14 protein-coding genes are annotated in these 19730 nt (G+C 73.1%); 8 read left to right on the top strand and 6 right to left on the bottom strand.

The genetic code is table 11. The features are described 5' to 3' along the window. Positions 1-16: 16 nt before the first annotated feature. From IE200_RS14760 to IE200_RS14770, 3 genes are read right to left on the bottom strand one after another with little or no spacing between them, the layout of a single operon-like run. Positions 17-3427: an error-prone DNA polymerase gene (locus IE200_RS14760; RefSeq protein ID WP_191280282.1), complete on the bottom strand. Its 3411-nt coding sequence runs from the start codon at positions 3425-3427 to the stop codon at positions 17-19. A gap of 15 nt (positions 3428-3442) precedes the next feature. Next, positions 3443-5026 (bottom strand): DNA polymerase Y family protein, encoded by a 1584-nt coding sequence (locus IE200_RS14765; RefSeq protein WP_229856594.1) that lies wholly within the window; start codon positions 5024-5026, stop codon positions 3443-3445. Between the two features lie 16 nt (positions 5027-5042). Then, positions 5043-5729 (bottom strand): hypothetical protein, encoded by a 687-nt coding sequence (locus tag IE200_RS14770; protein ID WP_191280248.1) that lies wholly within the window; start codon positions 5727-5729, stop codon positions 5043-5045. A gap of 168 nt (positions 5730-5897) precedes the next feature. On the opposite strand from IE200_RS14770, the gene IE200_RS14775 reads away from it, so the two are divergent. Then, positions 5898-7343 carry a phospholipase D-like domain-containing protein gene (locus IE200_RS14775; RefSeq protein ID WP_191280249.1) on the top strand — a complete coding sequence of 482 codons (1446 nt, stop codon included), beginning with the start codon at positions 5898-5900 and terminating at the stop codon, positions 7341-7343. Between the two features lie 45 nt (positions 7344-7388). Here the strand turns inward: IE200_RS14775 and IE200_RS14780 are convergent, their stop codons facing one another. After that, the gene (locus IE200_RS14780) at positions 7389-8219 is read right to left on the bottom strand and encodes a SigB/SigF/SigG family RNA polymerase sigma factor (RefSeq protein WP_229856577.1); all 831 of its coding nucleotides are present in this window, start codon (positions 8217-8219) and stop codon (positions 7389-7391) included. Positions 8220-8348: 129 nt separating this feature from the next. Then, positions 8349-9551 carry a thiolase family protein gene (locus IE200_RS14785; RefSeq protein ID WP_191280250.1) on the bottom strand — a complete coding sequence of 401 codons (1203 nt, stop codon included), beginning with the start codon at positions 9549-9551 and terminating at the stop codon, positions 8349-8351. Between the two features lie 134 nt (positions 9552-9685). Here IE200_RS14785 and IE200_RS14790 point away from each other — a divergent pair, with 134 nt between their 5' ends. Genes IE200_RS14790 through IE200_RS14800 form a run of 3 tightly spaced genes read left to right on the top strand, consistent with a single transcriptional unit; the run spans position 9686 to position 15401 of the window. After that, positions 9686-11194 carry a DUF3375 domain-containing protein gene (locus IE200_RS14790; protein ID WP_191280251.1) on the top strand — a complete coding sequence of 503 codons (1509 nt, stop codon included), beginning with the start codon at positions 9686-9688 and terminating at the stop codon, positions 11192-11194. Continuing rightward, positions 11191-11943, top strand: a complete 753-nt coding sequence (locus IE200_RS14795) for a DUF4194 domain-containing protein (RefSeq protein ID WP_191280252.1) — start codon at positions 11191-11193, stop codon at positions 11941-11943. Before IE200_RS14790 ends, IE200_RS14795 begins: the two co-directional genes overlap by 4 nt. A gap of 2 nt (positions 11944-11945) precedes the next feature. After that, positions 11946-15401, top strand: a complete 3456-nt coding sequence (locus IE200_RS14800) for an ATP-binding protein (RefSeq protein WP_191280253.1) — start codon at positions 11946-11948, stop codon at positions 15399-15401. A 13-nt stretch (positions 15402-15414) separates the two neighbouring features. Here the strand turns inward: IE200_RS14800 and IE200_RS14805 are convergent, their stop codons facing one another. Beyond that, positions 15415-16659, bottom strand: coding sequence for a DUF2254 domain-containing protein (locus IE200_RS14805; RefSeq protein ID WP_191280254.1), 1245 nt, complete (start codon positions 16657-16659; stop codon positions 15415-15417). A 195-nt stretch (positions 16660-16854) separates the two neighbouring features. Here IE200_RS14805 and IE200_RS14810 point away from each other — a divergent pair, with 195 nt between their 5' ends. From IE200_RS14810 to IE200_RS14825, 4 genes are all read left to right on the top strand, one after another. Next, complete coding sequence (locus IE200_RS14810; RefSeq protein ID WP_191280255.1) at positions 16855-17973, top strand: TerC family protein; 1119 nt, start codon at positions 16855-16857, stop codon at positions 17971-17973. Between the two features lie 11 nt (positions 17974-17984). After that, complete coding sequence (locus tag IE200_RS14815) at positions 17985-18269, top strand: helix-turn-helix transcriptional regulator (protein ID WP_191280256.1); 285 nt, start codon at positions 17985-17987, stop codon at positions 18267-18269. Between the two features lie 184 nt (positions 18270-18453). Then, positions 18454-18615: a hypothetical protein gene (locus tag IE200_RS14820; protein ID WP_191280257.1), complete on the top strand. Its 162-nt coding sequence runs from the start codon at positions 18454-18456 to the stop codon at positions 18613-18615. 80 nt (positions 18616-18695) lie between these two features. Further along, on the top strand, positions 18696-19730 hold the full coding sequence (locus IE200_RS14825; protein ID WP_191280258.1) for an erythromycin esterase family protein: 1035 nt from the start codon (positions 18696-18698) through the stop codon (positions 19728-19730).

Raw genomic sequence — 19730 nt, forward strand, 5'->3', positions numbered from 1 at the left:
GGGGCCCACGTCGGGCTCAGCGGAAGTCGCGAGAGGAGGCGCGGGCCTGGAGGACGGCGCCGGCGCCGGGCACGACCACGTCGATGCCCTCGACCCGGTCGGCGACGAGGTTGGTGACGCCCTCGTTGCGCTCGAGCCGGCCGCGCACGACGACCGCGACCCGGTTGCGGGCCGCCTGCCGGTGCGCCTTCATCACCCCGATCGAGCAGACCACGTTGAGCATGCCCGTCTCGTCCTCGAGGTTGAGGAAGGTGACCCCCATCGCGGTCCCGGGGCGTTGCCGGTGGGTGACGAGCCCGCCCACGTGGACCCGACGCCCGGCCTCCGCGGTCATGAGCTCGGCCACCGACAGGATCCCGGCACGACGCAGGTCGGCGCGGAGGTGCTCGACGGGGTGCCGGTCGGGGGAGACGCCGGTGGCCCAGAGGTCGGCCAGGGTGATCTCGGGCTCGCTCATCCCGGGCAGGGTCGGTGCGGCGGCCGTCGGCGTCGTGCCGGCGATGTGCCCGGCGCCCTCGGCGAAACCGGCCGTCCACAGCGCCTCGCGGCGCCCCAGCCCCCAGGCGTCGAAGGCGCCGGCGGTCGCCAGCGACTCCAGCTGCGCCGAGGTCAGCCCCGCACGGCGGGAGAGGTCGGTGATGTCGGCGAACGCCGTCTCCTCGCGTGCCGCGACGATCCGGTGCGCCACGTCGGACCCGATACCGCGCACCGCGTCCAGCCCGAGGCGTACGGCGAGGTGGCCGTCGCGACGGTGCGCGGGCACCGGGTCGGGGGTCCCGGGCACCCACTCGACCCGCTCGAAGCGCGGCGTGCGGCACGCGTCGAGCCCGGTGGGGGCGACGGGACCGGGCACGACGGCCTCGAGGTCGGCCTGCGCGGCGGACCGGGTGATGTCGGGACGGCGTACGTCGACGCCGTGGCGGCGCGCGTCGTGGACCAGCGACTGGGGGGAGTAGAACCCCATCGGCTGGTTGCGCAGCAGCCCGGCCAGGAACGCCGCGGGGTAGTGCAGCTTGAACCAGGAGGACGCGTAGACCAGCAGGGCGAACGACAGTGCGTGCGACTCGGCGAAGCCGAAGTTGGCGAAGGACAGGATCTTGACGTAGATCGAGTCGGCCAGCTCGCCGGTGATGCCGCGCCTCTCCATGCCGGCGTAGAGCTTCTGCTTCACCGACTCGATGCGCTCGACCCCGCGCTTGGAGCCCATCGCCCGGCGCAGCAGGTCGGCGTCGTCGCGGCTGCAGTCACCCAGGGTGACCGCCATCGCCATCAGCTGCTCCTGGAACAGCGGCACGCCCTTGGTGCGCTCGAGGACGGAGACGAGCTCGGGGTGGTCGTAGGTGACCGGCTCCTGGCCGGTGGCCCGGCGCACGTAGGGATGCACGGCGCCGCCCTGGATGGGGCCGGGACGGATGAGGGCGATCTCGATGGCGAGGTCGTAGAACTCGCGCGGCCGCAGGCGGGGCAGGGTGCCGATCTGGGCGCGGCTCTCGACCTGGAAGACCCCGATCGAGTCGGCGCGGCACAGCATGTCGTAGACCGCCGGCTCCTCCTTGGGCATCGTGGCGAGGTCCCACTGCTCGCCGAGGTGCTCGCCGACCAGCCGCATCATGTGGTCGAGGGCGCCGAGCATGCCCAGGCCCAGCAGGTCGAACTTCACCAGCCCCATCGACTCGCAGGCGTCCTTGTCCCACTGCAGCACGGTGCGTCTGTCCATGCGGGCGCGCTCGATCGGGCAGACCTCGCCGATCGGCCGCTCGGTGAGCACCATCCCGCCGGAGTGGATGCCGAGGTGGCGCGGCGCACCGAGCAGCTCCTCGGCGAGCGCCACCACCGGGGCGGGCACGTCGTGGGCGTCGGGGTCGCCCTGGTCGCCGGCCACCACCGACTTCCACCCGTCGATCTGCTTGGACCAGGCGTCCTGCTGGCCGGGGGAGAAGCCGAGCGCCTTGGCGGCGTCGCGCACCGCCATCCGCGGGCGGTAGCCGATGACGTTGGCGACCTGCGCGGCGTTGCGGCGGCCGTAGGTGTCGTAGACCCACTGGATGACCTCCTCGCGCCGGTCGGAGTCGAAGTCGACGTCGATGTCGGGCTCCTCGTCGCGGTGCGCGGAGATGAAGCGCTCGAAGGGCAGCTTGTAGAAGACGGCGTCGACCGCGGTGATGCCGAGGGCGTAGCAGACCGCCGAGCTCGCGGCCGACCCCCGGCCCTGGCACAGGATCCCCCGCTCGCGGGCGAAGGCGACGATGTCGTGGACGATGACGAAGTAGCCGGCGAAGTCCTTCTCCCCGATGACCCGCAGCTCGTGCTCGAGCCGGATCCGGGCCGCGGCCTCGTGGGGCACCCCGGCGTACCTCTCGGCGAAGCCGCGCTCGGCGAGCACCCGCAGCCACGAGTCGGCGGTGTGGCCGTCGGGGATCTGCCGCTTGGGCAGCGCGGGGGAGGCCTTGCGCAGGTCGAAGGCCAGCTCGTCGGCGAGCGAGACGCTGCGGGCCACGGCCCGGTGCCCGACGCCGCCGAGGCCGGCCGTCAGCGCGGCAGCGGTCTCGGCGCCGCTGCGCAGGTGTCCCGAGCCCGACAGGTCGAGCCAGCCGTCGAGCTCGGCGAGGCTGCGCCGGGCGCGCACGGCTGCCATCGCCGAGGCGAGGCGTCCTCCCGCGGGAGAGGCGTGGTGGACGTTGCCGGCGGCGACCACGTCGAGGCCGTGGACCCCGGCGAGCCGGGCGAGCGCGGCGTTGGTCGCGTCGGCACCGGGGCGCGGGGACAGCTCGACGAGCACGTGCTCGAGGCCGAAGAGCGCCGTCAGCCGGTCGAGGGCCGCGGCCGCCGCCGGCTCGCCCCCGGTCGCCAGCGCCTGCGCGACGGTGCCCTTGCGGCAGCCCGTCAGCACCACCCAGTGCCCGCGGCCGCGCTCGCCGAGCTCGTCGAGGTCGTAGACGGGCCGTCCCTTCTCGTCCCCGCGCAGGTGGGCGTCGGTCATGGCGGCGGCGAGCCGGTGGTAGCCCTCGACGCCGCGTGCGAGCACCAGCAGGTGGCTGCCCTCGGGGTCGGGCACGCCGTTCTGCGGGCCGCTGAGCCCGAGGGACAGCTCGGCGCCGAACACGGTGGCCAGGTCGTGGGCGGCCGCGGCCTCCGCCAGCATCGGTGCGCCGTAGAACCCGTCGTGGTCGGTGACGGCGAGCGCGTGCAGGCCCAGGCGTACGGCCTCCTCGACGAGCTCGGCGGGGGAGCTCGCGCCGTCGAGGAAGCTGAAGTGGCTGTGACAGTGCAGCTCGGCGTAGGGCGTCACCACGCGCGGTCGCTCGATGGCGCGGGCCTCCACGGCGGCGTGCTTGCGCCGCGACACGGGCGCGTCGTCGGCGCCCGGGAGGCCGCTGAGCCGGCGCTCGAGCTCCTTCCAGTGCATCGCGGGGTTGTTCCAGCCCATCAGGCGCACCGCCGCTCAGTCATAGCCCGCCTCCAGCGCCCAGCCCTCCGGGGAGCGCACCAGCAGCCAGGCCCGCCCGTCGGCGCCGACGACCTGGAAGCGGGCGGTCGGCCCGGCCCCGCCGGTCCACCAGGCCTCGTCGACCGGCCACGGCCCGGCCCAGGCGGACACCGGCTGCCACGGCACGCTCTGCTCGGGACTGGCGCCGCGGGCCCGGAAGCGGCGGAGCTCGCCGGTGACCACACCACGCTCGGTGAGGCGTACGTCGCGACCGGCGTCGTCGACGACCTCGGCCTGCGGGGGCGTCGCGAACACGCGCACCGGCGCCGGGCCCGGCACCCTGCCCGGCCACGGCCGGTCGACCGGGCGCAGGTCGACCGCCCGCTCGCCCCACGGCACGAGGGCCTGGCGCGCCGCCGGACTGCGGCCGCCCTGGAGGACCGGTCGCTGCACGGCGTCGAAGCCGACCATGCCCTGCACCCGGGCGACGCCGCGCTCGACGAGGTCGTCGGACGCCGACCCCCAGAGCGCCTCGCCGTGCGCGGCGGCGGGCTCGACCAGCTCGGGGACGAACCGGACCCGGTCGACCGGGGCGTGCACCCGGCCGGTGTCCTTGCGGGCCCGCAGCGAGCTGCCGGCCCCGCTCGTGGACCCGGCCGACTGCAGCTGCCAGTGCACCCGGTCGACCAGGTCGCGGGCGCCGAAGTGGCGCGGGTGCAGCCAGGTCCGCGAGGAGCACACGACCCCGTCGGACTCGGCCTCGACGCGCACGCCCGTGGCGACGAGCTGGTGGTGCGCCAGCTGGTCGACGAACCGCTCGGCAGTGGTGCGCACGCTGAAGGTGATCGCCTCGACCGAGGCGAGGGCGGGCTCGAACGACACGGCGACGTCGAGCTCGGGCGGGGGCGTACGGGCGGCGAAGAGGGTGCGGTCCTCGCCGCGCGCCCGGCGGCGGACGGCGGCCCCGTGGGCACCGAGGCGCTGCTCGACGGCGTCGGCCGGCAGGTCGGCGAGGTCGCCCAGTGTGCGGAGGCCGAGGCGCTGGAGCAGGCCGACCAGCTCGCGGCCGCGCGGACCGTCGTCGGCGAGCACCCGGACCGGCAGCCCGCGCAGGAACGCGGCGGACCCGCCCTCGGGGACCACGACCCACTGCTGCACCTCGGCGGTGCGTGCGGCCTGCTCGGCGGTGAAGAGGTCGTCGGCGATGCCGATCCGCACGTCCCAGACCTCGCCCTCGACCAGCGCCTGGCACACCGTCGCGGCCGCGTCGGTCTCCGTGCCGTACCAGCTGCCCGGGGCGCGCACTGCAAGCAGCCCGGGCCGCAGTGCGGCCACGCCCGGGCGGAGGTCCTCCACGACCGCCAGCACCGGCTCGAAGGCACGGGCGTCACGGTCGGGGCTCGCCGGCAGGAGCACCAGCTCCGGGCAGCGGGCCTGGGCGTCACGACGGCGCTGGCCACGGCGTACGCCCTCGGAACGGGCCGGGCCGTTGCACACCTCGACGACGTTGGCAGCCAGCACGGCTGCGGGGGAGCGCGACGACCTCCCGGCCTCCTCGAGCGCGGCGACCACCGACCAGTCGGGACACCACACGACCATCACCCGCACGGCGCGCTCACCCGGACGCCCGTCTGGCCACGGGTGCCTCCACCTCGTCGGGACGCACCCGGTGCGCCTCCGGCCAGGTCAGGTCCGCGCGGCGGGGTGGGCGCGCGCCCCGGTGCACGACGACCCGGGAACGTCGCTCCACCAGCCGGCCGGTGCCCGACACCGGCCCACTCCAGCTCGACTCCTCGACACTGAGGCGTGCCTCGGCGCGCGGCCAGGAGCCGTGGACGACCAGCACGGCGGACCGGGTGCGCAGGCGCGAGTCGAGGATCCCCGCGGTGCGCTCGTCGACGGAGGCGGGCGGGCGCAGGACCACCACGCGCAGCACGTCGACCAGCGCGGCCGTCACCTCCAGCCAGTGCTCGCCGGGGTCGGGCACCAGCACCGTGCGCGAGAGCTCGATCCCGAGCTCGGCGGCAGCCTCGGCACCGAAGTCGGAGCACCCGGCGAACCCGACCCACTCGCCGGCCCGCGACGCCCCCGCGGCCAGCGCGAGCGCCAGCGAGGCGGAGTCGACGGCGTACGTCGCTCCCGCGTGCAGGGGCACCAGGTCGGCGATCCCGGGAAGTGTCGGGACCGGCTGGAGGGCCGGCCTGCGCTCCATCGCCGCCACCCGCTCGCGCAGCTGCTCGACGACCGAACGGGCCGGGTCGAGGCCCGGTCCGGGAGCGGTGACGGCGCTGGCGGAGGACATGTCGCCATGATCGAACACGCGTTCGAACGAGTCAAGCGGTGACGGACGCCTGCCCACCCTGCGGGATCCGTGGGCGCGGCGGCGGTCGCGTCGACGTGTCCGGACCTATGCTGGCACGACTCGCCGGGGCCGTTGCCCCGTGGTGCGGGACTGCAGAGGGGACTGGTCGTGTCGAAGCTGTCGATGCTCGTGGGGAGCATCTGTCTGGTCCTGGGCGCCTCGTTGGGGGCTGCCGTGCCCGGTGCCGTCGCCTCCGACGCCGGTCGCGTGGCCGCGGAGAAGCCCGGGCCGTCGAAGAGGTGGACCGCCCCGCGCGGGCCGTTCTTCAACGACCCGCACCTGGCCAAGGGGCACTTCCGGATCGAGCGTCGCGTGATCCAGACGATCAAGAACACGCCCAAGGGCTCGACGATCCGGATCGCGATCTACTCCCTCGACCGGATCGGGGTCTCGAGCGCGCTGGTCGCGGCCCATCGGCGAGGTGTCCGGGTGCAGATGCTGCTCAACGACCACTGGGAGAACCGCGCGGTGAAGATGCTGCGCGACGAGGTCGGCAAGAACCCGCGACGCAACAGCTTCGTCTACAAGTGCAAGCAGAGCTGTCGGGGCGCGGCCAGGGACTTCAACAACCTGCACTCGAAGTTCTACCTGTTCAGCCAGGCGGGGCGGTCGAAGGACGTGATCGCCGTGGGCTCGGCCAACATGACGCGCAACGCGGCGATCCACCAGTGGAACGACCTCTACTTCACCGACGGCGACCACGAGCTGTTCCGCCAGATGGTCGGGCTGTTCAACGACATGCGCAAGGACTACGACACCCGCCAGGAGCCGATGGCCTTCTGCGGGACGCCTGCCAACGGCGTGGCCTGCGACGACTCGCTCGACAAGCACACCGTCGTGGCGTTCCCGCGGGTCTCGAGGCCGAAGGACGACCTGGTGGTGCACCTGCTCGACCGGGTCCGCTGCCTGACCCCGGACCCGGTGACCGGCAAGGTGAAGCGCAGCCGCCTCGCCCTGTCCATGCACACCATGCGCGGCGCGCGGGGCGACTACCTCGCCGCCGCCATCCGGCAGAAGTGGGTCGAGGGCTGTGACGTGCGGGTCACCTACGGCCTCATCGGCTACCACACGAAGGGCGTCCTCGCCGCCCCCACCAAGCGTGGCCGGATCCCACTGCGCTCGACGGGGATGGACTACGACCTCGACGACAACTTCGACCTCAACAACGACGGGATCGACGACCTGATCCTCGACTACTACAGCCACCAGAAGTACCTCGTCGTCCAGGGCACCTACAACGGCGTCCCCGACACCTCGATGGTGCTGACGGGCTCGGTGAACTGGTCGAGCCTCAGCACCGCCAACGACGAGGTCTGGTTCACCGTGCGCGGCGCGGTCGTGACGAAGAAGTACCTCAAGAACTACGACTACCAGTGGAACAACGCCCGCAACACCCGCAACGCCTACACCACGACGTACGCCAACTTCCGGGTCCGACGCACGGTGACCGATCCCGACGGGACGACCCGTACGGTCTGGCGGACCGTGCGTCGCCCGGTCGTCACCGTCGAGCGCGACCCCTACCGGAAGGGTCCCTACTGGGAGGACGACTGAGTCCTCGGTGACCGGCGCCGGGGGCCGGGAGGCTCCACGCGATCGCTAGGCGGCGGGGCGAGGCTCCGACAGGCCGGCGCGCAGCCGGGCGAGGACGCGGGTGAGGATCCGGGAGACCTGGGCCTGCGTCAGCCCGACCAGGTCGGCGATCTCCTGCTGCGTGCGCTCGTCGACGAAGCGCCACTGGAGGATGCGCTGCTCGCGCTCGGACAGCTGGCTGATCGCCGTGCCCAGCACGAGCCTCGCCTCCACCGAGACCAGGCCCGCGTCGTCCCAGCCGAGCAGGTCCGCGATCGTGTCGGTGCCGTTGCCCGTGGGGGTGTCGATCGAGGTGGGGCGGAAGCAGCCGGTCGCCGAGAGCGCCTCCACGACGTCGTCGAGGTCCACGTTGAGGTGCTCGGCGACCTCGCTGGGCCGCGGCGAGCGGCCGAGCCTCGCCTCGAGGTCGGGCTGGGCCCGCCGGATGCGCGCCTGCAGGTCCTGGACCCGCCGGGGCACGCGGATCATCCAGCCGGAGTCGCGGAAGTGTCGCCGCAGCTCGCCGCGGACGGTGGGCACGGCGTACGACAGGAAGTCGTGCCCGGAGGAGGCGTCGAAGCGCTGGGCGGCCTTGGTCAGCCCGACCAGCGCGACCTGCTGCAGGTCCTCGAGGTCGATGCCCCGGTTGCGGTAGCGCGCGGCCATCGACCGGGCCATGCCCACGTTGGCCTCGATCAGCTCGTCGACCAGCCGCTGCCGCTCCGACTCCGAGATCGTGTCCCGCAGCCCGGCCACGACGCGGGACGTACGCGTCGCGCGGGCCTCGCCGCGGGTGGTGATCGAGTGCACGCGGGCGTGCTCGGGCTGCTGACGGTGGGGCATCGCGAGGGTGGTCACGAGGACTCCTTCAGGCCGTGGGTCGCGCGGGTCGCGGCGCCGGTGGAGGCGCAGGACGATCCTGTCGGGGAGGGTGGACAGGCCGACAGCCGAAAAACGAAAACCTTGGACAAACAGTGGACAGACCCCTCAGGGGCCTTCGTTCTCCAGCACGACCGCCAGTCCCTGCCCGACGCCGATGCAGATGGCCGCCAGACCCCACCGATGGCCGTCGGCGCGCATCGTGGCCGCCAGCGTGCCGAGGACGCGCCCGCCGGACGCGCCGAGCGGGTGGCCCAGCGCGATCGCGCCGCCGCGCGTGTTGACGACCGCGGGGTCGGCCAGGCCCTTGGCGAGCCAGGCGTCGACGCAGACGAGCGACTGCACCGCGAACGCCTCGTTGAGCTCGACGACGCCGATGTCGGACCAAGCGATGCCGGCTCGTGCCAGTGCCTTCTCGGCCGCCTCGACGGGCGCGTACCCGAATCGTCGGGGATCCACGGCGTGGGTGCCGCGACCGGCGATGCGGGCCACCGGGTCACGGCCGATGCGGTCGGCCGCGGCTGCCGAGCCAATGAGCACGGCGGAGGCCCCGTCGCTCAGGGGCGAGGCGTTGCCCGCAGTGATGGTGCCGTCCGGGCGGAACGACGGCCGGAGCCCCGACAGCGACTCGGGCGAGGCGTCGGGCCGGATGCCCTCGTCCCGGGTGAGGTCGACGCCCTCGACGCCGACGACGAGGTCGTCGTAGAAGCCGGACTCCCACGCGGCGTACGCGAGCTGGTGGGAGCGAGCGGCGAAGGCGTCCTGGCGCTCGCGCGACACCCCGTGGATCTCCTGCAGCTGCTCGTTGCACTCGCCGAGCGACGCCGTCCACTCCGGCGCCATCCGTGGGTTGACCAACCGCCATCCCAGCGTGGTGGACACGAGCTCGGCGTTGCCTGCGGGGAAGGCGCGCTCGGCCTTCGGCAGCACCCACGGGGCGCGGGTCATCGACTCCACGCCGCCGGTCAGCACGATGTCGGCCTCGCCGGTCTCGATCGACCGCGACGCCATCATGGCGGCGTCGAGCGAGGAGCCGCAGAGCCGGTTGACCGACGTGCCGGGCACCGAGACCGGCAGCCCGGCGAGGAGGGAGGCCATCCGCGCGACGTTGCGGTTGTCCTCGCCGGCACCGTTGGCGTTGCCGAGCACCACCTCGTCGACCTCGGCGCCGGCGAGGTCCGTGCGGTCCAGCACGGCACGCAGCACGCCGGCGGCGAGATCGTCGGGTCGGGTCGTGGCCAAGGCTCCGCCGAAGCGACCGAACGGCGTGCGGACCGCCGCGTAGACGTGCGCCTGGGGGGTGCTGCTCATCGCGGGTTGCTCGTCATCGTCATGCCGGCCATTGTCGCCGTCGGGTGCGACACGGGCCCGCCCGCCGTGCCGCCGACGCGCTTTGTCATGCTTGCGCACCGAGCACAGGTGGCAGGGAATCGAGGGACCGGGCGTTGAGCGAGACCGCAGGCGAGCTTGCGCGCGTCAAGGGAGCCTTCGCGCAGCCCACGCTGACCCTCCTGCACCAGCGTCAGGCGCCCGTGGTCATCACGATCTTCCGCACGGCGTTCGGTCGCTCCAACAACCCGATCCCGACCGCGCGGCTGCACACCCAGGTGGAGGAGCACCTCGCGGCGATGCGGCTGGCGGGGGAGCAGGACGTCCCGACCGGCACCGGCCGGGAGATCTGCCAGCGCTGGATGCGCGGGCAGTGGCTCGTGCGCTCGCTCGACGAGACCGGGCAGGAGGTCTACGCGCTGACCTCGCACGCGCAGCAGGCGTTGGAGCTGGTGAAGAACCTGGCCCGCGACCGCGCCACGCTCAGTGAGCACCGGGTCGCGACCATCCTCGGCACGGTCCGGCGGTTCAACTCCGAGGCCAACCCCGACCGTACGGCCCGGGTGACGATCCTCAACGAGGAGATCGCCCGGCTGCGCGCCGAGCGCGACCGACTCGTCGACGGCGGCGAGCTGGCCGGGGCGACCGAGGACTACATGCTCGAGGGGTTCACCGAGCTGCTCTCGCTCATCTCCGCGCTGCCCAGCGACTTCGCCCGCGTGGAGGAGCGGTTCGCCACGATCCGTGCGGAGATCCTGTCGGCCTTCCGCGCGGAGGATCGCCCGGCCGGCGAGGTCATCGACGACTACCTCGCCCGCGCCGACGCGCTCATGACCGCGACCCACGAGGGGCGCGCGTTCGAAGGCGCCTTCGCCCTGCTGCGCGACGACGCCCTGGTCACCCAGCTGCGCGAGGACCTGACGGACCTGCTCGAGCACCCGCTGTCCGACGGGCTGCTCAGTGACGCCGACCGCGCCGAGCTGCGCGGCACGGTGCGGCTGGTGCGCGACGGCCTCGACCGGGTCCTGGCCCAGCGTTCGCGGGTGACGGCCACCCTCAAGGAGTACATCGTCTCCCACGACGCGGCCCGCGACCGCAAGCTCGAGCAGACGCTGCGGCAGGTGGAGGCCGAGCTCATGACGTGGATGGCGACCACCGGTCCGCGCGCCACCCACGAGGTCGCGCTGCTGCCGGCGCGCGTGGGCGTCGAGCACCTCCGCGAGCGGTTCCACGACCCCGCCGACGACGTCCTCCCTGAGCGCATCAGCACGCCCGACCCCGCCCTGGCTCCGTCGGTCTCGCTCGAGGAGCTCGTCGCGCAGGGCGGGCCGCGGCTGGCGGCACTGCGCGAGCGCCTCGACGCCGCGACCGCCTCGCTGCTGCCGGTGGCGTCGCTCGGTGCCCTCTTCGACGAGCTGGAGCCGTCCCTGCGGCGACCGGTCGAGATCTTCGGGCTCCTGCACCTCGCCGCCGATCGCGAGTGGGAGGCCGAGGAGTCGGTGGAGTCCTTCGAGGCCGTGCGCCCCGACGGGAGCCGCCGGACCTTCGCCGTGCCCCGTACGCCCCTGCCCGATCCCGACCTGCACCCCACCCAGGACCAGCGCCAGACGGAGACCCGCGCATGACCCTCGAGACCCAGCCGGAGGTCGACGTGGAGGTCGACCGGCTCGCCGACCACCCGATCGAGGACCAGGGCGACGACGCCCTGCCCGACGACTCGGTGTCCCTCTTCGAGGGGGACGAGGGCGGGCTGGAGTACGCCCAGCGGCGCGCGCTGGTGACCCTGCTCAAGCAGCGCTTCATCAGCGCGCGCACCCACCCCCGTGACTGGACGGTGCTGGTCGAGCACGAGCGGCTCCTCCGCTCGCGCCTCAACGACCTGTTCCTCGACCTGCAGGTCGACCGTGCCCGGGAGGTGGCGTGGAAGCGGCAGGCCACGTCCGAGACCGGGAGCCGCTTCCCGACGATGCTCTACGACGCGGCGTGGTCGCGCGAGGAGACGCTCGTGCTGGTCCACCTGCGCGACCGGCTACGGGCCGGCCTCGCCGGCGGGGACGTACGCGTCTTCGTCGACCGCGAGGACGTGGTCGACCACGTGACGAGCTTCCGCCCTGCGCACGCCACCGACGTGGCCGGTGACGAGAAGCGCGCCCGCAACGCGGTCGCCAGCGTCGCCAAGGCGGGGCTGCTGGTCCCCACCGGGACCGACGAGCGCTTCGAGATCAGCGAGGCCGTCGAGCCGCTGATCCCGCTGGAGCTCCTCCAGGAGCTGCTCGAGGCGCTGGTGGCCGCCAACAGCCGCGAGGTCACCGAGCCCGACGACCCGGCCGACCTGTTCGACGAGGACGCCGACACCGGCGCAGGGGAGGACTGACCATGTCCATCGACGAGATCGAGCAGCCGGTGGTCGACGGGCTCTTCGAGCGCAGGGACGTCGCAACTCCGGCCGACGACACGATGCAGTGGCGCGCGGCGCTGCTGCAGATGGTCAACTGGGGCGGCTTCGACGGACTCACCACGGTGCCGCTGCGCGGCGACGCCACGATGATCTCCGGCGCGTCGGGCGTCGGCAAGAGCACCGTCCTCGACGCCTACACCGCCCTGATGATGCCGTCGGACACGAAGTTCAACGGCGCCTCCAACGACGCCGTGGCCGGTCGCGCCCGCGGGTCCGGGCAGCGCAACCTCCTGTCCTACCTGCGCGGCGCGGTCGACGTCGTCGACGACCCGCGCACCGGTCGGCCGGTCGAGAAGCTGCTCCGCGGCAGGGGCGGCGACACCTGGGGCGCGATCGCCATGACGTTCGTCAACGACCAGGGCGGCCGGTTCACCGCGGTGCGCACCTACTACGTCCCGCGACGCGCGACCCGGTCGAGCGACGTCCAGATGCAGCTGGCCACCCAGGACGGCGCGCTCGGTCTCGACGCCCTCGAGGTCGCCGTGCCGGAGCGCTTCCACGCCCACACCCTCAAGAAGCTCTTCCCCGGCATCCGGGTACACCGCACGTACGCCGAGTTCGCCGCGGTGCTGCACGCGCGCCTGGGCATCGGCGCCAACGGCGACGGCGCGAAGGCCCTGCGGCTGCTCGCGCGCATCCAGGCCGGCAACCAGGTCCGCAGCGTCGACGAGCTCTACAAGGACATGGTGCTCGAGCGGCCGTCCACCTTCGCCGCCGCCGACCGGGCGATCGACCACTTCGACGACCTCGACCTGGCGCACTCGGCGATGCGCACCGAGGAGCAGAAGCTCGAGCTGCTGGCGCCGATCGCCGAGCTCCACGACCGCAGGGTGGCGGCCACGCGGCGGCTCGCGGAGCTCGACTCCTTCGGCGTGACGGCGGCCGGCGACACGCCGCTGCGGCTGTGGCTGCTGCGCACGCACCTGCGGCTGATCGAGGCCGTCGTGGTGGAGAACCGTGCCGCGCGCGCCTCGACCGCCGACCGGCTCGCGGCGACGACGGCCGCGGAGCGGACCCACCTGGCCGACCTCGAGCAGGCGAGGGAGTCGCACCGCGCGGCCGGGGGATCGACGCTGCAGTCGCTCGCCCTGTCGCTCGAGCAGGAGCAGCTGGTGCGCGAGGACCGGCTCGCGCGACGGGCCGTGCTGCAGGAGCGCCTGCTCCCGCTGGTCGAGGCCACCGACGCGCAGGCACCCGACGTCGAGGCGGCGCTGCTGTCGGCCGAGGCGTACGCCGTGCTCCAGCTCCACGCCCAGCAGTGGCTGGCCGGCTGGCAGCGCGAGCAGGAGCGGATCCGGCGCGAGCGCGACGCGGTCCTGCGCAGCCAGTTCCCGCTCAGCGAGCGGCAGGCCGAGCTGCGGCGCGAGCGCGCCTCGCTGGAGAGCCGGGCCGGACGGATGCCGGCCCGCATGCACGAGCTGCGCGCCGAGGTCGCCCGGGCGAGCGGGCTCGCCGAGGACGAGCTGCCCTTCGTCGCGGAGCTGGTCGACGTCGCGCCCGAGGAGGCGCGCTGGCGCACGGCCGTCGAGACGGTCCTCGGGGCCAGCGCCCGGATGATGCTCGTGCCCCTCGACCGGCTGGAGGCGTTCTCGTCCGCGATCGACGGCCTGCGCCTGCGCGGCCGGCTCGTCTTCGAGGGCGTGGAGCTCGAGCTGCCCGACCTCGGTCCCGCCGACCCCGAGCGGGTGGCCGGCAAGCTGGTCTTCCGCGACTCGCCGTTCTCCGGCTGGGTCCAGGCGCACGTGGCGGAGACGTCGCGCAACGCCCTGTGCGTCGAGGATGCCGACGACCTCGCCGGCCCGGGCCTGCGGGTCACGCTCGCCGGCCAGACGCGCAACGGCCGCCGCGGCGCCCACGGCCGCACCGACGCGCGCAGCATCATCGGCTTCTCCAGCGCCGACGCGATCGCCGACCTCGACGCCGAGCTCGCCGGGCTCGAGGAGCAGCTCGACGGCGTCGGCGCGGAGCTGGCCGAGCTCGACCGCACGTCGCGGGTGCTGGAGCGCCAGCGCGCCTCGTACGACGCGATCGCCACCGCGCGCTTCGACGAGCTCGACGTGGACGGCTGCGACCGCCGCATCGCCGAGCTCGAGCACCGCCGCGAGGCGATCCTCGGCTCCGACGACGGGCTGCAGGCCCTGGAGGTGCAGATCGGCGAGCTGGCCGACCGGCTGGAGGAGGCGCGCCGCACGAGGTACGCCCTCGAGCAGCAGCAGCGCGCGCTCAACGCCCGGCACGCCGAGCTCGTCGACGCCGAGGACGACGTCAAGGACCGCCTCCAGGCGATCGAGGAGAGCGGAGGGGTCGTGCTCGGGGCCGAGCAGGAGGTCGCCCTGGCCGCGGACTTCGCCGCCGCGGCGGCGCCCGCGGACCCCGAGGACCTGGAGCGGTTCGCCGAGACCTCGCACCGGCTCGCGCAGCGCCTGCGCGACGCGGTCACCGACGCCGAGGCGGAGGTCCGCCGGGTCGACGAGGACCTGGTGCAGGTCTTCCGGGTCTACAAGCTCCACTGGGACTCCCCGAACCTGGGCACCACGGCCGACTCCTACCCCGACTACGCGCGGATCCTCGATGACATCCGGGGCGAGGGGCTGGCCGCACGCCGGGCCGAGTGGCGCCGCCGGCTGACGGAGTGGAGCGGCCAGGACCTCGTGCCGCTCGTCGGCGCCATGGCCGCCTCGATCGAGGAGATCGAGGACCGGCTGGAGCCGATCAACGCCATCTTGCGACGTCTCGAGTTCGGCGCCTCGGGGGACCGGCTCCGGATCCGTCTCCGGCGTCTGGCGCCGGCACAGGTGCAGGCCTTCATGAAGGACCTGCGCGCCCTCTCGTCCGGGTCCACCGCCGAGCTGGGCGAGGAGGCCCTCGAGCAGCGCTTCGCCGAGCTCAGCAGGTTCATGCAGCAGCTGCGCAGGCCGAGCCAGGTCGGCGACGCCTCCGCGGCGCTGACCGATCGCGAGCGGCTGCTCGACGTGCGCCGCCACGTCGAGATCAGCGCCGAGCGCTACGACCACGCCACCGGCGAGCTGCGCGCGACCTACCGCACGCTGGGGGAGAAGAGCGGCGGTGAGAGCCAGGAGCTGGTCGCCTTCATCGTGGGCTCCGCGCTCCGTTTCCGGCTCGGCGACGAGATGCGCTCGCGGCCGCGGTTCGCCCCGGTGTTCCTCGACGAGGGGTTCGTCAAGGCCGACTCCGAGTTCGCCGGGCGTGCGGTCCAGGCCTGGCGGGGCCTCGGCTTCCAGCTCATCGTGGGCGTGCCCCTCGACAAGGTCACCGGTCTGGAGCCGCACATGGACGAGCTCCTCGCCATCACCAAGAACAGCACCACCCACCAGTCGTGGATCACGCCGATCACCGACGCCGGGCGGGAGTGAGACTGCGCGGCCCCTATCGGAGCCCGGTGTCGGTGGGTTCCGCCCACCCCTCGAGCCCCTGCACCGGATAGCGGGTGGAGAACGCCGCAAGGGCCGCGTCGACCGCTCCGGCGTGCTCCGGCACGGCTGCTGAGCGCAGGTCCTCGAGCATCACCCCCAGCCGCCGCATCACCCGGTCGACGCCGGCACCGAACTCGGAGATCTCGTCGACGGCGAGGTCCACGAGGTCGGCGAGGTCGGGCTGTGGCACGTGCACCGCGAGCCGACCGGTCTCCCCGAGCCGCTGTCGCGGCAGGAGGGGCCGGGTCACCAGGCGGCGGAGCAGGTCGTGGAGCTGGTCAACGACCTGGACCGCGGTCGTCGGGTCGTTGATGCCGGGGGAGAGGGCGCGCTCGGCGATGTCGACGAGCTGTCGGAGGCCGAACCCGACGTCCTCGTCGAGGGACCGTTCCTTGCCGAGGTGCACGGCGGAGAGCAGCTCGCTGTCGGCCGGGACGCCCTCGCCGTGGACCTCCAGCAACGGGGCGCCCGCGGGCACGAACTCGCCGACCGCCCGCAGCAGGCAGATCGTGACGTCGTGCTCCTCCGCCAGCCGCAGCAGGGCGGTGTCGTCCACCTGCTGGACCACCCCGGGCCCGTCCGCCGCCAGGCGGCGTCCCCTGGTGCCGGGCGGTCGCAGGGGCGCATGCCGCTCGGCGTCCGCCGGGTGCCGGCTCTCGAGCACCTCGCGGGTCTCGTCGGCGATCCGGGTCACGATGGACGCGGCCCGGATGGACTGAGCGATGTGGTCGATGTAGACGAGGAAGACGACCACGCTGGCCAGCACGAAACCGAAGGCGACGGTCACCGCCACCTGCGGCACGAAGGTGTCGGTCTGCGCCGTCCCGCGGACCGACCTCAGCACGACCAGCGCGTAGACGAACGTCGCGACGAAGACACCCAGTGCCAGCTGGTTGACCCAGTCGCGCAGGAAGGTGCGCAGGACCCGCGGTGAGAACTGGCTGCTCGTCAGCTGGAGCACCACGACGGTGATCGAGAACACCAGACCGGTGAACGAGATCATCGAGGTGATGATCGCCGAGAGCACCGCCCGCGCTCCCTCGGGTCCACCGGCGAACAGGAACGGGATGCTCAGCGAGGTGTCGAGCCAGTCGTCGAGCGCTGTGAGCCCCAACCCCAGGAGGACGGCGGCCGCTGCGAACAGCAGCGGCAGCGCCCAGAACTTGTCCCGCAGGCGTCTCCAGGGTCGGGACAACATGCGGACAGCCTGTCACGAGGACTTGAAATACGAACTGGAGTTCGTCATTCTTTCCTCACCCAGCGCCGCTGGGCCGAGGGGGAGTACCCACCAGCACCGTCTCGTCACTACGGACGATCGTCCCGGGACGGTGGCCGCTCGAGGCGGCCGGGGAGACCTTCGTCTTCCGATCACGAGATCGAGAGCGAGCTCCTCATGGACGTACCCCTCTGGGCCTGGCTGGCCGTCCTCGTCGTCATCTTGGCGATGCTGGTGGTGGACCTGTTCATGCACCGCGACGCGCACGCCATCGGCGTGCGCGAGGCCGCGGTCTGGTCAGCGGTGTGGGTCGCCCTCGGCGTGGCCTTCGGCGCCCTGATCTGGGTCGTGCACGGCGCCGAGCTGGGCCAGCAGTACTTCGCCGGCTACCTGATCGAGAAGTCGCTCGCGGTCGACAACGTGTTCGTGTGGGCCATCATCTTCACGTTCTTCGCCGTGCCGCGGGAGTACCAGCACCGCGTGCTGTTCTACGGAGTCGTCGGGGCGCTGGTGTTCCGCGGCGTCTTCATCGCCGCCGGGTCGGCGCTCATCGCCTCCTTCAGCTGGATCCTCTACGTCTTCGCGGCGTTCCTCCTGGTGACCGGCGCGAGGATGCTCGTCCAGCGCGACACGCACCTCGATCCCGCGAAGTCCAGGTCCCTCGCACTCTTCCGTCGCTTCGTGCCGATGCTCGGGGAGTACCGGGGCCAGCGGTTCTTCGTCCGCTGGAACGGCCACCTCGTCGCGACGCCGCTGCTCGCGGTGCTCGTCCTGGTCGAGGTCACCGACATCATCTTCGCGGTCGACTCGATCCCTGCGATCTTCGCCGTCACCGACGAGGTCTTCCTGGTGTTCACGGCGAACGCGTTCGCCATCCTCGGCCTGCGGGCGATGTACTTCCTGCTGGCCGACCTCATGCACCGTTTCGTCTACCTGAAGGCAGGCCTGGCGCTGGTGCTGGTCTGGGTGGGCATCAAGATGCTGCTCAAGATCGACGTCTACTACGTCCCCACGACCATCTCGCTCGGCATCGTCGCGACGATCATCGCGACCTCGATCGCCCTGTCCTTGGTGCGCACCCGCGGCCAGGCCCGCCACGCCGTCGAGCTGGACGTGCGAGCCCCGTTCCGCGTGCGCGACGAGGACGGCGGCCTGCTGGCCGGGCACGAGGCGGAGTACGGCGACGACACCCCTGCCGAGGTGGTCGGCGGCACGGCGCGCCAGCGCGCCCGGCTCGGCCTCGACCCGGTGGACAGGGAGCGCTCGTCGCGAACACCTGAAGACAGGATCGCGTAAGGTGCTTCGGTGTGAGTCGGGACGCCTGGACCTTCCTGTCCAACCACGGCCATGTCCTCGTGGCCCTGGCCCGCGACCCGGACGCACGCACACGGGACCTGGCCGACGCCGTCGGAATCACCGAGCGTGCGGTGCAGCAGATCATCGCGGACCTCGTGGGCCACGGCTACGTGCAGAAGGACAAAGTGGGGCGGCGCAACCGCTACCGGGTCACCCGCGACGCACACTTCCGCCACGACCTGGAGGCGGGCGTGACGCTGGGGGAGTTCGTGGACCTGGTGGGGCAACACCCCTAACGGACGAACGCAGATTCGTGATAATCTCGCCGCAAGTCAGGCTTGGGGAGTACCCCACCTCCGGTCGAACGTCACCACGGCCCGCACGGGCCCGGCGACCGGGTTCCGTACGGAACGGGAGAGACCACCCCTGACCACCCGTCGGGCGGCGACGCCCGGTCCAGCGACAACGGTGGTGGTCATCATGAGCGATCTCGTCATCCTCGCAGTCCTGCTGCTCTGGTTCGCCGCGTGGACGGCGCGCGACGCGGGCCGTCTCGGTGCGCGTCGCGGGGCTTACGCCCCACGTCCGCCACGCGTGCGGACGCGGCGTGCCGGCGTGCCGGCCGCCGCCGTGCCGGGGTGAGGTCCCGGGACCAAATACCCCGTTCTGGTCTTCTGGTAGGGGCCTCGCAGCACTAGCGTGGGCACCGGACGGAGAAGACGATGCGACCACGGGGAGAGCAGCTGCTCATGGGCTTCGAGCGGTGGCCGACCTGGATGTGGGCCAACCACGAGGTCGCGGAGTTCCTCGACTGGCTGCGCGAGGAGAACCTCACGCGGGCGCCCGGGGACCGGGTCGGCTTCTACGGACTCGACGTCTACTCCCTGTGGGACTCGCTGCGCGTCGTCATCTCGTGGCTGCAGGCGCACGAGCCCGACGCCGTTCCGGCGGCCCTGCGCGCGTGGCAGTGCTTCGTCCCGCACCGCGAGGACCCGCACTCCTACGCCTGGAGCACCCGGCTGGTGCCGCAGTCCTGCGAGGCGGACGTGGTGCGGCTGCTGCTCGAGGTGCGGCGGCGCACGGCACCCGTCCTCGACGACGACGAGAGTGCCTTCGACGCCTGGCAGAACGCGGAGACGGCGGCCGGCGCCGAGCAGTACTACCGGGTGATGGTGCGCGGTGACCGCAGCTCGTGGAACATCCGCGACCGGCACATGGTCGCCACCGTCCATCGGATCGCCCAGCACCTGGGCCCGCGGTCCAAGGGCCTGGTCTGGGCCCACAACACCCACGTCGGCGACGCGCGCGCCACCGACATGGGCCCGGCCGGCCTGGTCAACGTGGGACAGCTGCTGCGGGAGGGCCACGCTGCCGAGGGGGTCTCGCTCGTCGGCTTCGCCGCCCACCGCGGCTCGGTCGTGGCCGCCGGTGGCTGGGGCGAGCCCGAGCAGGTGCTGCCCGTGCCGGAGGCCGTCGCGGGCACGCACGAGGACCTGCTGCACCACGCCGTCGGGAGCCCCGCCGTGCTCGACTTCGGCCCCGCGCGGGGCGGGCCGTGGCTCTCCACGCGACGGGGGCACCGCGCCATCGGCGTCGTGTACGAGCCGCGGCGCGAGCACGGCAACTACGTGCCGACCGTCATGGGCGCGCGGTACGACGCGCTGCTGTGGTTCGAGGACGCCGGGGCGCTGCGCCCCCTCCACCACGAGGGACCGCCGCGCGAGGCCGAGCTCGAGACCGAGTCGACGGGCATGTAG

Source organism: Nocardioides flavus (ex Wang et al. 2016) (assembly GCF_014653115.1).
Lineage (GTDB): Bacteria > Actinomycetota > Actinomycetes > Propionibacteriales > Nocardioidaceae > Nocardioides > Nocardioides flavus.